This window comes from Streptomyces sp. NPDC059224 (genome assembly GCF_042754285.1).
In the GTDB taxonomy this organism is placed as follows: domain Bacteria; phylum Actinomycetota; class Actinomycetes; order Streptomycetales; family Streptomycetaceae; genus Streptomyces.
Genome location: NZ_JBHZAN010000023.1, coordinates 138,376 through 152,461 on the forward strand (window position 1 = coordinate 138,376; position 14,086 = coordinate 152,461).

Annotated in this window: 12 protein-coding genes; 4 read left to right on the forward strand and 8 right to left on the reverse strand. The window is 73.8% G+C overall.

Going from position 1 to position 14,086, the window contains the following annotated elements; genetic code table 11:
• Positions 1 to 50 precede the first annotated feature (50 nt).
• Positions 51 to 977, reverse strand: a complete 927-nt coding sequence (locus ACFXI4_RS25850) for a sirohydrochlorin chelatase (protein WP_384995085.1) — start codon at positions 975 to 977, stop codon at positions 51 to 53.
• A gap of 277 nt (positions 978 to 1,254) precedes the next feature.
• A complete protein-coding gene (locus tag ACFXI4_RS25855) occupies positions 1,255 to 1,932 on the reverse strand; it encodes a uracil-DNA glycosylase (RefSeq protein WP_384995088.1) in 678 nt (225 codons plus the stop codon).
• A gap of 294 nt (positions 1,933 to 2,226) precedes the next feature.
• Between ACFXI4_RS25855 and ACFXI4_RS25860 the strand changes: the two genes are divergently transcribed.
• Positions 2,227 to 2,820 carry a hypothetical protein gene (locus ACFXI4_RS25860; protein ID WP_384995091.1) on the forward strand — a complete coding sequence of 198 codons (594 nt, stop codon included), beginning with the start codon at positions 2,227 to 2,229 and terminating at the stop codon, positions 2,818 to 2,820.
• Between the two features lie 26 nt (positions 2,821 to 2,846).
• Here the strand turns inward: ACFXI4_RS25860 and ACFXI4_RS25865 are convergent, their stop codons facing one another.
• Together ACFXI4_RS25865 and ACFXI4_RS25870 are read right to left on the reverse strand one after the other, a co-directional pair.
• Positions 2,847 to 4,826, reverse strand: coding sequence for a HEAT repeat domain-containing protein (locus ACFXI4_RS25865; protein WP_384995093.1), 1,980 nt, complete (start codon positions 4,824 to 4,826; stop codon positions 2,847 to 2,849).
• Positions 4,827 to 4,954: 128 nt separating this feature from the next.
• The gene (locus tag ACFXI4_RS25870) at positions 4,955 to 6,616 is read right to left on the reverse strand and encodes an acyl-CoA dehydrogenase family protein (RefSeq protein WP_384995096.1); all 1,662 of its coding nucleotides are present in this window, start codon (positions 6,614 to 6,616) and stop codon (positions 4,955 to 4,957) included.
• A gap of 71 nt (positions 6,617 to 6,687) precedes the next feature.
• Between ACFXI4_RS25870 and ACFXI4_RS25875 the strand changes: the two genes are divergently transcribed.
• Together ACFXI4_RS25875 and ACFXI4_RS25880 are read left to right on the forward strand one after the other, a co-directional pair.
• Positions 6,688 to 7,437 carry a PaaX family transcriptional regulator C-terminal domain-containing protein gene (locus ACFXI4_RS25875; protein ID WP_384995098.1) on the forward strand — a complete coding sequence of 250 codons (750 nt, stop codon included), beginning with the start codon at positions 6,688 to 6,690 and terminating at the stop codon, positions 7,435 to 7,437.
• Between the two features lie 121 nt (positions 7,438 to 7,558).
• The gene (locus tag ACFXI4_RS25880; RefSeq protein WP_384995101.1) at positions 7,559 to 8,827 is read left to right on the forward strand and encodes a lanthionine synthetase LanC family protein; all 1,269 of its coding nucleotides are present in this window, start codon (positions 7,559 to 7,561) and stop codon (positions 8,825 to 8,827) included.
• A gap of 41 nt (positions 8,828 to 8,868) precedes the next feature.
• Here ACFXI4_RS25880 and ACFXI4_RS25885 read toward each other — a convergent pair whose 3' ends face one another.
• The 3 genes from ACFXI4_RS25885 to ACFXI4_RS25895 form a co-directional block, all read right to left on the reverse strand.
• Positions 8,869 to 9,663 carry a DUF5995 family protein gene (locus ACFXI4_RS25885; protein ID WP_384995104.1) on the reverse strand — a complete coding sequence of 265 codons (795 nt, stop codon included), beginning with the start codon at positions 9,661 to 9,663 and terminating at the stop codon, positions 8,869 to 8,871.
• Between the two features lie 160 nt (positions 9,664 to 9,823).
• Entirely contained in the window at positions 9,824 to 11,182 is a 1,359-nt protein-coding gene (locus tag ACFXI4_RS25890; protein ID WP_384995107.1) for a nucleobase:cation symporter-2 family protein, read from the reverse strand.
• 124 nt (positions 11,183 to 11,306) lie between these two features.
• The gene (locus tag ACFXI4_RS25895) at positions 11,307 to 12,653 is read right to left on the reverse strand and encodes an FAD-dependent oxidoreductase (protein ID WP_384995110.1); all 1,347 of its coding nucleotides are present in this window, start codon (positions 12,651 to 12,653) and stop codon (positions 11,307 to 11,309) included.
• Positions 12,654 to 12,838: 185 nt separating this feature from the next.
• Here ACFXI4_RS25895 and ACFXI4_RS25900 point away from each other — a divergent pair, with 185 nt between their 5' ends.
• Positions 12,839 to 13,387 carry a DUF6214 family protein gene (locus ACFXI4_RS25900; RefSeq protein WP_384995112.1) on the forward strand — a complete coding sequence of 183 codons (549 nt, stop codon included), beginning with the start codon at positions 12,839 to 12,841 and terminating at the stop codon, positions 13,385 to 13,387.
• A gap of 9 nt (positions 13,388 to 13,396) precedes the next feature.
• Here ACFXI4_RS25900 and ACFXI4_RS25905 read toward each other — a convergent pair whose 3' ends face one another.
• A complete protein-coding gene (locus ACFXI4_RS25905) occupies positions 13,397 to 14,059 on the reverse strand; it encodes a TetR/AcrR family transcriptional regulator (RefSeq protein WP_384995115.1) in 663 nt (220 codons plus the stop codon).
• Positions 14,060 to 14,086: the final 27 nt, after the last annotated feature.

The window sequence follows — 14,086 nt, forward strand, 5'->3', positions numbered from 1 at the left end:
ACCGACGGGTCCCTTCCAGGAAGGAACCCGTCGGGAGACTCGCGCCGGCCTCAGCGCACCGGCGTACCCTGCGGCTGCTGCGGAGCGATCCCCAGTGCCGTCGTGTACTTGGCCAGCGCCAGCTTGCCGATCGCCGGATACGGACCCAGCGGCTCGGCCGTGGCGCACCCCGCCTCCTCGGCGGCCGCCGCCAGCAGGTCTCCGTCTATCTCGGGACCGATCAGGTACGGCGCCAGCGCCAGCTGCTGCGAACCCGACGCCCGCAGCTGCTCCGCGATGGAGGAGATCGAACCCTCCTGGTCCAGCGCCGCGGCCATCACCGGCACGGCCAGGCGCGCGGCGAGCAGCATGCCGGTGATCCCGGCGGCCTGCACGGCCTCCTCGCCGCCCACGGAGGCGAGGATGATGCCGTCGGCGGCCGTGGCCACGGTGAACAGCCGGGCACGGTCGGCGCGGGCCAGACCTGCCTCCGACAGCCGCACGTGCAGCGCCTCGGCGAGCAGCGGGTGCGGGCCGAGGACGTCGGTCAGGTCGGCGGCGATCCGGCTCTCCATGACCGCCTGGCGGACCTGGCGCAGCAGCGCGCTGTCCGGGCCTGCCAGCAGCGGCACGACGACCGCGACGGGTCCGTCGGGCATCTTGACGCCCTCGACACCGGCGGCGACGGCCTGCTCATAGCGGGCGGTGCGCTCCTCGGCGGCACCGGCGAGCACGGACTGCAGGGTGGGGAACTCGGCGTCGTCGCCGTCCAGGTACCCGATCCTGGCATCCAGGCCGGGCAGCTCGGAGCGGGCGATGCTCACGACTTCCTCGGCGAGGCCGCGGGTGGCTGCGCTGGGGGTACCCGGCACCGCGAGGACGAGCGCGGGCGCGTCCTCGGGAGCCACCAGCGGCTCGGGTCGGCGGTGCCGCCCGGGCTGGCGAGGTCGCGGCATTCGTACTGGCAGGCCGGACGCGGGCCCAGTGGGGGAGCTCATGGCGACGCATGTTACTGGCTCAGGGGGCTCCCCTGTTCGGGGAGGGTGCAGGTGAGCGGTATCCGTCCGGTTTTGTCTGATGAGTTACGCATGATTCGGAGGTGATCCCGCCAACTGTCGGACACTTCACGTCCGAGTGGGATCAATCCCTTTTTGTATGTACTACGGAGAGCAGCTTTTCATCACCCGGCTGAGTGAGCGGCCCGGCGCCGCCCCACCGGTCGAAGGCGCGCGGCGCCGCTCCCTTCGTCATAGGAGGTGCCTCATGGGAGGTGCCTCACGGCAGGCGCCAGTCCACCGGCTGTCCCCCCTGCTGGATCAGCAGGTCGTTGGCCCGGCTGAACGGGCGGGAGCCGAAGAAGCCGCGGTCCGCCGACATGGGCGAGGGGTGCGCGGACTCCACGGCCGGCAACTGGCCGAGCAACGGACGGAGGTTGCGGGCGTCCCGGCCCCACAGGACGGACACCAGCGGCTTGCCGCGCCCGGCCAGCGCCCGGATCGCCTGCTCGGTGACCTCCTCCCAGCCCTTGCCCCGGTGCGCGGCCGGGCTGCGCGGAGCCGTCGTGAGCGCCCTGTTGAGCAGCAGGACGCCCTGCCGGGTCCAGGGGGTGAGGTCGCCGCTGGACGGCTGGGGCAGGCCGAGGTCGGTGTTCAGCTCCCGGAAGATGTTGATCAGGCTGCCCGGCAGCGGGCGTACCTCGGGCGCGACCGAGAACGACAGGCCCACCGCGTGCCCCGGAGTGGGATACGGGTCCTGACCGACGATCAGGACGCGAACGTCGTCGAAGGGCTGCTGGAAGGCCCGCAGCACGTTCGGCCCGGCCGGGAGGTAGGTGCGTCCCGCGGCGATCTCCGTGCGCAGGAAGTCGCCCATCGCGGCGATCTTCCCGGCCACGGGTTCCAGGGCTTTCGCCCAGCCCGGTTCGACGATTTCATGCAAGGGTCGTGGTGCCACGGCGTCACCCTACTGCCGTACACGGGTCGGTGATCAAGCCGCGGTCGCGGGACGGCCGAGGATGACCGGACCGTCGGCTCGTACGACAGGAACCGCGGCCTTCGGCCCTCCGCCGGGTCAGGTCGGAGCCGCCGTGCCGGCCCGTTCGGACAAGGTGGCGGGACTCGTTCGGAAAGACGCCTGCGCGGGCGGGCTCGGTCGTGCGACCGTCGACTCGGAGGTTCGCCGTGAGCAACCTGGCGGCCGCTCCCGTATGGGAGGGCGGTCCGGGCTTTCCGTGCGCGCGTGAGGAGGATGCCTTTGAAGGCGTTCCGTGGTCCGAAGGTCTGGTTGTGGCGCTGGCGGCGCAACCCGCTGAAGCGTCCCGGCGACACGCTCGAGGCCTGGGTGCTGCTCGGCGCCTGGCTGTTCACCCTGGTGGCCGGAGTGCTCGGCGGGCTCGCGGCGGCCCGGTCGGTCGACGACGGTCTGGCCCGTGAACGCGCCGAATGGCACCCGGTCGTGGCCCACGTCATGGACAGGGCCCCAGGAGGGTCCGCGCCCAAGTCCCCGTCCTCCGGCGGCGAACGGGTCTGGGCGAGGGTGGGCTGGACCGTCGCCGACGGCTCCGCGCACACCGGCCAGGCGCGGGTCGCGGCGGGCAGCAAGGTCGGCACCCCGGTCCCCGTCTGGACGGACCCCCAGGGGCGTCTCGTCACCCGGCCCGTCACCGCGTCCGAGGCCCACGTCCGGTCCGCGCTGATCGGCGGTCTGGTCGGGCTGAGCGCGGCGGCCGTCCCGTTCGTCGCCGGGCTCGTGGCGCGCGGCCGGCTGGAGCGGAGGCGGATGGACCGCTGGGACGCCGAGTGGTCGCGGCTCGGCCCGCAGTGGGGCCGGACGATCGGCTGAACCGGGCCGTCCCGGTGGCTTCGAGGTCACTGACCGGCCAGTGCCCTCCGGCAGTCGGCGAGCAGCTGTTCGTCCCGGGCGATGTCGTGGCTGCCGTATCCGCCGGGGCGGGCCGTGTGCCGCCGGGCGGTGGCGAGTTCGGCCGTCAGCAGGTCGCGCAGCGGCGCACCCGCAGGGCCCATCTCCGCCAGGCAGCCGGCGATCGTGGCGCGCGTGTACGGGTTCTCCGACCAGGCGGCCTTCAGCACCGGCAGCACCGGATCCGGGTCCCCGTCGATCCGCCAGCAGGCCTGCGCCGCCGCCGTCCGCTCCCACACCCGGCCCGATCCGGCCAGCCTGCGCAGCGCGGGCAGTGCGTCGCCGGCGGCGGCCCCGAGCCGCCCCAGCTGCTCGGCCGCCGTCCGGGCGCTGCGACTGCGACCGTGCGTCAACTCCCGCAACAGCGGCGGAAGTACGGCGCCCGCGTCGCCCTCCGCCGACCACAGGGCGCCCGCCGCCAGCGGCGCGTGCCGGGTGTCGAGGAGCCTGCGCAGGAGCGGCGACGCCGCCCGGGCCGATGCACCCAGGGCGTCGAGTGTGCGCACGGCCTGTCCGACGAGGGCCTCCCGCGCCCCGAGCCCGTCCGGTGCGCCGCGCAGCAGGCGCAGCACCTCGGGCACCGCCGCCGGATCCCTGAGGGCGGTCAGGGCCGCCAGCAGCGGAGCGGCCAGTTCGGCGGCCTCGGGGGAGTCCAGCGGTATCCGGCCCAGCCGGCGGCGCAGTGCGGGGGCGAGCGGAGCGGCGGCCGGGCCCAGCCGGACCACCTCGAAGCCCAGGCCGGCGGGGGCCGCCGGGCCCGCCAGTGACTGCGCCAGGACCGGGACCGCTCGCGGATCACCGCTTCTGGCCAGCGCCTTGAGCGGTCCGCCCAGCGAGGGCCTGCCCCGCTCCCAGGTCCGTACCCACAGGTCGGGCCGCGCGATCACCAGTGCGTGCAGCTCGTCGGCGGCGGGCGCGGCCAGCTCGAACAGCTCGGCGAGCACCGAGACCGCGGCATCACGCAACTGGTCTTCCTCGCAGCCCAGTTGGGTGCCGATCAGGGAGACGGGCACGCTGAAGTCCGCCCGCCACTCCCGGAACAGCCCGGCCGACATACGCACCGCGTTGCACCGGTCCATGGCGTCCGGACTGCCCAACTGGCCCACGAGCAGGGCGATCCGCTCGGCCACCCGGTCGTCCAGCCCCCGGTGGAGGGTGCGCAGCAGCGAGGAGCCCTCCTCGTCCGAGGGCCTCAGCCGCCGTATCCGGCCGACCAGCGTGTGCGGGTCCGTCCGGTCCGGACCCGTGGCGCGCCGCCCGGACCGCTCGCGGAGCAGCCGGACCGCCGTCGGCACCAGATCGGCGGGCAGTCGCTCCGGTGCGCCGAGGGCCAGCTGGCCGAGCGCGGCGAGCCGCGTCCCCGGCGAGTGCGGTGGCTCGCTCTGCGCGGCCAGCAGCTCCACCGCCCCGGCCGCGTCGGCGGGATGGCGTCGCGCGAACAGGCCGAGGGACGCGGTCAGGGCCGGCAGCACCTGTTCGTCCCGCTCCATCGTGATCCGCCGGCGCAGCAGCTCCAGCACCCGAGCGGGTTCGTCCAGGAACCGGACCAGCGCGGGCGTGGCCGCCCGCCGTACCCCCGGGCACGGATCGTCGGCCAGCGGCACGAAGGCCTCGGCACCGGCCCGCACCGCGGCCTGGGCGGGCGGGCCGGCGCTCTCCGTCCCGATGCTGACCAGCAGTTCGACTATGGCGCCCCGGTCCGGTACCTCCGCGCGGGTGGCGAGCGCGAAGAGGAACGGAACGCAGGCGAGCGTCGAGTCGTACACGTTCCCCTGGTGGTGCACCGAGCCGTACATCCCGTCCAGCGCGACCTCCCGCTCGGCGGCGTCCGGCGAGGCCAGTGCGCGCAGCAGACCGGGCACGTCCTCCGCGCTGCCGTACGCGTGCCGCAGCGAGGCCCAGTCGACCTCGTCGATCCCCGTGAACACGTTGTCCTCCCCGGGCGAGTAGCACCTGCTCAGGAGTTTGCACCACGGCACTGACAACGATGCGGAATCGGACGACGACTGTGTGCGATCCGTCGACGGTCACCGGCCAGCCACGGCCCCCGGGGGGATCAGTTCGCGCCAGGCAGCGCCCGCTCCAGGATCGCGTCGATCCCCGTGCCGACGGGCAGCGTGCCGAACGCGTACCCCCAGTCGCCACCGAGCCGGGTCGCGCAGAAGGCCTCCGCGACGGCGGTCGGGGCGTACCGGACCAGCAACGAGGCCTGGAGGGCCAGCGCCATCCGCTCGACCAGCCGGCGGGCGCCCGCCTGATCGGTTTCCGCCAACTCGGCCTTCAGCCGGGTCACGGTGGCATCCAGCCGGGCGTCCGCCCCGCGCGCGAGCGCGAGCTCCCCGAACAGGGCGTCGGCGGCGCCGGGTTCACGGGCCAGCGCCCGCAGCACGTCGAGCGCGTTGACGTTGCCCGAGCCCTCCCAGATCGACAGCAGGGGTGCCTCGCGGTAGTGGCGGGGCATGCCGGAGTCCTCGACGTAGCCGTTGCCGCCCAGGCACTCCAGGGCCTCGGCGGTGAACGCCGGGCCGCGCTTGGTGACCCAGTACTTGCCGACGGCGGTCGCGATCCGCCGGAAGGCCCGCTCCTGTGCGTCCCCGCGCACCGCGCGGTCGGCGGCACCGGCCAGCCGCAGCGTGAGCGTGGTCGCGGCCTCCGACTCCAGCGCCAGGTCGGCCAGGACGTTGCGCATCAGCGGCTGGTCGACGAGCCGCGCGCCGAACGCGCCGCGGTGGCGCACATGATGACCGGCCTCCACGAGCGTCTTGCGCATCAGGGTCGCCGAGTTCATCACGCAGTCCAGCCGGGTGCAGTTGACCATCTCGATGATGGTCTTCACGCCCCGCCCCTCGGCCCCGACGAGCCAGGCCACGGTTCCGTCGAACTCCGGTTCCGAGGACGCGTTGGACCGGTTTCCGAGTTTGTCCTTGAGCCGCTGGATACGGAACGCGTTACGGCTGCCGTCGGGCAGCACCCGCGGCACGAGGAAGCACGACAGCCCGCCCGGGGCCTGGGCCAGCACCAGGAAGACGTCGCACATCGGCGCCGAGGTGAACCACTTGTGCCCGCGCAGGGTGTAGACGCCCGGCTCGGCGGTGGGCGTGGCGGCCGTGGTGTTCGTCCGGACGTCCGAACCGCCCTGCTTCTCGGTCATCCCCATCCCGGCGAGCAGCCCCGGCTTCTCGGCCGGGACCCGCAGCCCGGGGTCGTACTCCCGGCTGGTCAGCAGCGGCTCGTACACCTTGGCCAGTTCCGGTGTGGCGCGCAGCGCGGGTACGGCCGCATAGGTCATCGAGACGGGGCAGCCGTGGCCGGAGTCGGTGTGTCCCCACACCAGTCCGCCGGCCGTCCGCGCGACATGGGCGCCGGGGCGGTCGTCCGCCCAGGCCGCCCCCGCCAGGCCCTCGGTCACGGCCGTCCGCATCAGGTGGTGCCAGCTGGGGTGGAAGTCGACCTCGTCGACCCGGTTGCCGTACCGGTCGTGGCTGCGCAGCTCCGGCTCGTGCCGGTTGGCCAGCTCCCCCCACTCCTGCGCCTCCGCGCTCCCGGCCCGCGCCCCCAGCCGCCGGATCCCCTGCTCGGCCCACTCGGCGCCCTCCCGGCGCAGCCCTTCGAGCAGGGCCGGGTCGTCGGAGGCGTCGTACGGAGCGAGCGGCGGCGGCTGATTGGTGACGTCGTGGGTGGCGTACTGCGGCTGAGGGAGCGCGGCGGTCGAGTCCATGACTCCATGTTGCACTCTCGCTACGGCTGTAGCAATACTGCAATATGGCGCCGCACGTAGAGTACGTGACCATGCGTATGAACGTGTCCGCCGAGCCCGACGGCGCGGGTCTGCGGCCGCTGTCCGCCCGGTCGGTCGTGCTGAGCCTGCTGCTGGGCACGCATCCGCCGCGGCTGCCGGTGAAGGACCTGCTCCGGCTCGTGGAGCCGTTCGGGGTCGGCGGCTCCGCGCTCCGGGCCGCGCTCAGCCGGATGACGGCCGCCGGCGACCTGCGCCGCACCGACGACGCCGTCTACGGCCTCAGCGACCGACTGCTGGCCCGCCAGCGGCGCCAGGACGAGGCGGTGCGGCCCCGCACGCGCGCCTGGCAGGGCGACTGGGAGATGCTGATCATCACGACCACGGGCCGCGGCCCCGCCGAACGCGCGGACCTGCGCACCCGCCTGGCCTTTCTCCGCCTGGCCGAACTCCGTGAGGGCGTCTGGCTCCGCCCGGCGAACCTGGTCCGCCCGCTGCCCGCCGACGTGCTGGAGATCACCGAGCCCTGCACGGCCCGCCCGTCCCGCCCCGCATCCGAACTCGCCGCCGAGCTCTGGCCGTTGACCACCTGGGCGGCTACCGCCCGCGCCCTGCTGAGCCGCGCGGCCGAGGCCCACCGCCCGCCGGACCGCTTCACGGTCTTCGCGGCGGCCGTACGGCACCTGCTGAAAGACCCCGTCCTGCCCCCGGAACTCCTGCCCGCCGACTGGCCGGGCGACGACCTGCGCGGCGCCTACGCGGCCTACCGCGCGGAACTGGGCGAGCCGGCCGAGGGCGGGTGACGTCGGGCGAAGCCGGCTGACCCCGGCGGGCGCCGGACCGCCCGTGAGGGGCCCGGGACCGGAGTGCGGCGGCACGGGAATCTCCCTGGGCGAGTCCGGACGATCATGCGAGAGTGGTCCCATGACGGCAGCACGGGACACGGCGGCGGTGGCCGGCGAAGCCGAGGCGCTCGCGGCCGCCGGACTGCGGTGGCTGACCGGGTCCGCGCGGGAGACCACCGCGGGGGGCCTCGGCTGGCCGAACCGCCGCTCTGACAGCGACGTCGCCCCGGCGTTCTACAGCGGTACGGCCGGGCAGGTCCCGGTGCTCCTGGAGGCATGGCGCCACTTCGGCGACGACTCCTACGCCGACACCGCCCTGCGCGCGGGCCGCGGCCTCGCGGACGCCGTCGCCGGCGTCGACGACGACTCCCTGTACTTCGGCCGCACCGGAATGGCGCTGGTCCTGAGGGAGCTTCAGGAAGCTCTCGGCGACCAGGCCGCCGGTGCCGCGGCCGACCGGGCGCTGGCGGTCGTGCGGTCACGCTTCGACGGCACCCGGTGGGGGGTCCTGTTCGAGCTGATGGGCGGCAACGCGGGGATCGGCCTCGGCGCACTCGCGGCCGGAGACCCCGAACTGGCCGTCCTGGCCGTGGAGCCGTACCTGCGGACGGCGGAGCCGACGCCGGCGGGCGTCCAGTGGCCTCACCGCACGGGTGTCGAATCCCGTCTGCACCACGTGTCGCACGGCACGCTCGGGATCGTCCTGGCGCTGGCCCGGGTCGGCGGAGCCACGGGCCGCACGGACCTGGTCGAACTGGCCCTGGCCGGTGCCGCGGACGTGGTGGCGCGGGACCGGGCGGGGCCCGTGGGCTTCCTGGTGCCGCACTCCACCCCCCAGTACCGCCCCGACGTGGTCGATCCCGTCAGCTACGGCTGGTGCCACGGCCCGGCCGGCGACGCCCAGGCCTTCCGGCTGCTGCGGGACGTCACCGCCGACCCGGTCTGGACCGACCTCGCCGACCGCTGCTGGCACACGGTCACCCGCTCCGGCCTGCCCCAGCGGCTGCGCCCCGGCTTCTGGGACAACAACGGCCGCTGCTGCGGCACCGCGGGCGTCCTCGCCCTGGCCTGCGACCGGATCGCCGAACGGCAGGACCCCTACGAGTTCGCCCACGTGCTCGTCGCGGACCTCGCCGCCCGCGCGATCCGGGACGAGGACGGCGCTCGCTGGTCCAACGTCCAACACCGGCCCGTCCCCGGCGACCTCGAACCGCGCACCGGCTGGGCGATGGGCAACGCGGGCGTCGTCCGCGAACTCCTGCGCTTCGTACGGCTGAGCCGCGGCGGCGATCCCCGGTACGCGGTCGCCTGGCCCGACCAGCCGCCGGTGCCCGGCACTCCGACCTGACGGACCGGGTGTGCGGAAGGGCCTCGCCCGCCCGGCCGGACTCACCCCGTCCCCGGGTGGGCGGCGGCCTGCTCCATGGCGTTGTCCAGACGGGTGATGACGGCGCGCGCGTCACCGTTCTCGGTGCGCCGGATCAGTTCCAGAGCCGGCCGCAGGAGGCCGCCCGGCCGGGCGATCAACCGCGCGAGCACGGCGGCCCGCACGTCGAGCCGCTCGATGGTGGCCTCGCGTTCCGCTTCGCTCTGGCCGGCCAGCAGGACGGCGTTGTACCAGGCCTCCTCGCGGGACTGCCGGACACTGAAGTCGAGGATCCGTTCGTCGGTACGGCCACCGACCCGGTCGAGCAGTGACATGAACGGCGAGAGGGCGTCGACTGAATCCTGCACCGCCAGCACCACCCGCGCCAGGATGTCGTTGATCAGCAGGAAGTCGTGCCGCAACTCCTGGACGGCCGGGCCCGGGCTGGTCCGCGCGGCGGCGACGGCCAGGTCGAGGTTGATGTGGGCGTTCACGCCGAGCACCAGATGCTGCACGATGACGGTGTCGGCGTCCTCCAGCAGCCCGAACGCCTCGCGCCAGCAGCGCGGCCCGCCGTCGTCGCGGCGCCAGGCGTCGTACGCCTCGAAGTAGCGGTTGCCGAAGTGGGTGTCGAAACGGTCCATGCGGGGGCCGTCGTCGAAGAGCCCGCCGTGGATGGCCGTCCGGACCTCGACGGTCACCTGGCGGTACAGCGCCGCGAAGTACCCGACCCGGTCACCGGCGCGGGCGGCCTCCCCCACGATCCCGGCGAGCCTGTCCACGACCTCGTCGATGTTCTCTGCGTTCCCTGCCGCCATGCCCGACTCCGTCCCCCGGTCTCCTGGTTCATCCCCGCTCCACGGCGCACGCGAACCACCCGGGACGCGGCCGGCACCGGATGAGTGGCGAAGGCCCCGCCGCCCGGGCTCACTTGCAGGTGACCGCCGAGGTCGTGTACCCCTCGCCGGCGCGAGCCGATCAGACGGGTTCGGCTCCGGACGGCACGCTCCTCGGTGCCGGATCCGCTTTCGCCGGCAGGTGGTTGAAGAGCAGGTTCAGGACGATCGCGGTCAGACAGCCCGCGCTGATACCGCTGTTCATCACCGTCTGGAACCAGTCGGGGAACTTCTCGTAGACCGTCGGCACCCCCACCGGCAGCAGTCCGACCGCCACCGAGACGGCCACCACCGTCAGGTTGTCGTTGCCGCGGAAGTCCACGGTCGCCAGCGTACGCAGGCCGCTCGCCGCGACCGTCCCGAACATCACCAGGCCGGCGCCGCCGAGCACCGGGGCCGGTACGGCCGCGACCACCGCGCCCAGTTTGGGCAGCAGACCGAGCAGCACCAGCATGCCGCCGGCCGCCGCGACCACCCAGCGGCTGCGCACCCGGGTCATGCCGACCAGCCCCACGTTCTGCGCGAACGCCGTGTACGGGAACGTGTTGAAGACCCCGCCCAGGACGGTTGAGAGACCGTCGGCACGCAGACCGTCGGACAGGGAGCGCGGCTCGACCCTGCGGCCGGTCATCTCGCCGACCGCGATCAGGTCACCGGTCGTCTCCGTCATGGTGACCAGGGCCACCACCAGCATGGAGACGATCGCGGACGCCCTGAACGTCGGCGTACCGAAGTGGAACGGCGTGCTGATGCCCAGCCAGTCCGCGTCGCCGACCCCGCCGAAGTCCGTGAACCCGAAGGGCACCGCCACCGCGAGGCCGACCGCGATCCCGACCAGGACCGCGATCCGGGCGAGGTACACCGGGGCGAACCGCCGCACGCCGATCACCACCGCGAGCACGAAGGCGGCCAGCGCCAGGTTCTTCGGTTCGCCGAAGTCCTTCGCACCGGCGCCGCCCGCCGCCCAGTTGCCCGCCACCGGCAGCAGCGAGAGCCCGATGATCAGGATCACCGTGCCGGTGACCAGCGGCGGGAAGAAGCGCAGCAGCTTTCCGAAGACCGGGGCCAGGAGCATGATCGCCAGACCCGAGACGATCACCGAGCCGTAGATCGCGGGCAGGCCGCCGCCCGTGGTGCCGATCAGGACCATCGGCGACACCGCGGCGAACGTGCAGCCCTGCATGATCGGCAGCCGGACGCCGAAGCGCCAGAAGCCGACGCACTGGATGAGCGTCGCCACCCCGCACACCAGCAGGTCGGCGGTGATCAGATACGCCAGGTCGGCGGCCGACAGCTTCATCGCACCGCCCACGATCAGCGGGACGGCGACGGCGCCCGCGTACATCGCGAGCACGTGCTGCAGGCCGAACGCGGCCAGGTGCCGTACGGGTGGCACCTCGTCGACGGGATGGACGGGGGCGGGGGCGGCGGTGGTGGACACGAGCACTCCAGGGCGGCGGCGGGACGACATCCGGTCAGGACGAGACCGTAAGCGGCTTGAACAGTTTGTTGATTGCCGTGGTGTTGCCGGTACATGTCCTGCCCACCTGATCGCGCTCGACGCGCTACGCCCCCGAGCGCGCCGCCGTCAGCAGGGCGTCCCAGTCGGCCAGCTTGACCACCCCGCGGCCGAGGCGGGCACCGAGCGCCGCCTCCGCCCGTTCGATCGCCTGCCACCCCGGCCACTCGACCGGCCGGACGCCCAGCGAGCGCAGCGCGGCGACCGGATCCTCCGGCACCGCCCGGCCGAGCAGCACGGGCGCGTCCGCCAGGAGCGAGGTCACCGTCTCCTTGGCGTCGGGCCGGTTGGTGCCGATGACGCCGGTCGGGCCGCGCTTGATCCAGCCGGCCACGTAGTCACCGGGCGCACCGGCGCGACCGTGCAGGACCCGGCCGGCCGCGTGCGGCACCGTGCCCGTCCCCGCGTCGAACGGGAGCCCGGCCAGCGGTACCCCGCGATAGCCCACCGACCGCAGCACCAACTGCGCGTCGAGGGTCTCGTACCGGCCGGTGCCCCGCACCCCGCCGAACTCGTCCGGCTCCGTCCGTTCGAAGCGCACCGCGCTCACCCGCCCGCCGTCCGCGAGCAGTTCGACCGGGCGCAGGAAGAACCGGAGCCAGATGCGGCGCCGCGCACCCCGGGCGCCGGCCCCGTCCCAGCCGCGCAGCACCTCCACGTTGCGGCGCTGCGCGGCAGGCAGCGCGGACGGGTCCGCGTAGGCCGGGTCGAGCGCCAACTCATGCGGATCCACGCGGACTTCGGTGTCCGGCAGAGCAGCGAGCTCGCGCAGTTCCTTGGTGGTGAAACGGGCTTGGGAGGGCCCGCGCCGGCCCACCACATGGACCTCTCTTATGCGGCTCGCCGCCAGCGCGGTCAGCGCCGCCTGCGGCATGTCGGTCGGGCTCAGTTCCGCCACGCCCCGGGCCAGCATCCGGGCCACGTCCACCGCGACATTGCCGACGCCGATGACCACCGCCGAGCGGGCGTCGCGCACGAAACCGGCGTCGATCGCGTCCGGATGCGCGCTGTACCAGGACACGAACTCGGTCGCCGACCAACTGCCCGGCAGCTCCTCGCCCGGGATGCCCAGGCGCCGGTCACCGGCGGCGCCCACGCAGTACACCACCGCGTGGTACAGCTCGCGCAGCCGCTCCACCGGGAGTTCGCCGGGACCGCCGCCGATCCGGACCCCGCCGAGGAACCGCACCCGCTCGTGTTCGAGGACCGTGCGCAGGTTGCCCTGCAGCGACTTGATCTTCTCGTGGTCCGGGGCGACGCCGTAGCGCACCAGCCCGTACGGGCACGGCAGCCGGTCCAGGACGTCCACGACCACCGTGGGGTCGAGCTGGACGAGGCTCTGGGCGGTGTAGCACCCGCTGGGCCCGGAGCCGACGACGGCGACACGCAACACGGGGGACTCCTTGCCCGAGGGGCTGGTGGCTCCAGCATCCCACCGGTACGTCCGCCTCGACAGGGGCCGCTGGGGTGAAGCGGAAGCGTGTCCGGCCGTACGAGATGTGATCATGCGGTTACGTTTCGTGTGTGCTAGAAGCATCCTTTCTTAATCTTTCTGATCGGCGTGCGGAGGACGGCACGGTGTCCGTGACGCCGGCCTGGGAGGTGCAGGAGCACACGGGGGCCACGTCCTGGTTCCAGGTCCGGCTGGCCTTCGGGGACGGCGCTCAGGTGGAGGCCCTCGCCGTGGTGGCCGGGGGACGGGTGTCGATCGAGGACGTCAAGGCGCAGCCCGCGCTGTCCCTGGCCGATCTGACGGTGCTCGCCGACTGGATCGAGGAGCCGCTGTTCAGGGCGTGCGGGATGGAGTCGTACGCGGACGAGGAGCCCGCGGCCGAGGATCTCGACGACGGTTCGGCGGGTCCGGAAGGCGCCGAGGGAGCGGAGCGGACGGAGGGCGGTGAAGGCGCGGAGGGTGCCGCCGGTCCGCGACGCGCCCGGCCCGCCTGGCCACGGGGCATCGAGGGGCGGTGGCTGGTCGCCCAGGAGTACCGGGCCGCGCAGGAGGAGGGTGCCGACCCCGTCCTCGCCGTGATGCGGGCGACCGGGCACAGCCGCCGGCGGTCGCTCCGGCTCATCGCCCAGGCGCGTGACGCGGGCTTTCTGACACCGCGTCACGCACGACGCTGACCGCGCCGGTCACATGGACCCGGACCGGTCCTCCGTGGCGAAGAACCGCGACAGGTCCTGCGGCTCTGTCGCGGGCGCGGACTCCGGGGGGACGCCCAGCTCCCAGTCGAGCCCGTAGCGCTCGAACAACTCCGCCCGCAGCACCGGGACCGGCATCGGTACCCCCGGCACCAGCGCCGCGTACACCGCCCCCATCAGTAGCGCGCGCAGCATCGGGTAGTCGGCCGTGACGTCGGGCGAGCCGTAGCGGGCGACGGTGTCGCCGAGCAGCTCCGACAGCCGGCGCTGCTCGGGGCACTGCACGAAGCCCTCCGCCTGGAGCAGGCCGGCCATGTGCTGGCGCATCAGCACCGGCCTGTCGCGCGTGAGACCCAGGATGGCGTCGATGGCGCGGGCCAGCCGCTCCCGGCCGTCCTCCGTGTGCGGCTCGCGCTCCAGTCCCTCCTCCAGCGTGCGGTGCATCAGCCGGTGCACGGCCGACTGCACCAGCTGGCGCTTGCCGGGGAAGTAGTACGACACCAGTCCGCGCGCCGATCCGGCCCGGTCGGCGATGGCGCCCAGCGTGGTGGCCTCGAAACCGTGCTCGTCGACCAGCTCGACCGCGGCCTGCAGCAGCCGCTCCCGGGAACGCCTGCGCAACTCTTCATTGACCGAGGCGCTGCGAGGGGACATGCTGGAGCTCCTGCGTTGACTGGCTGC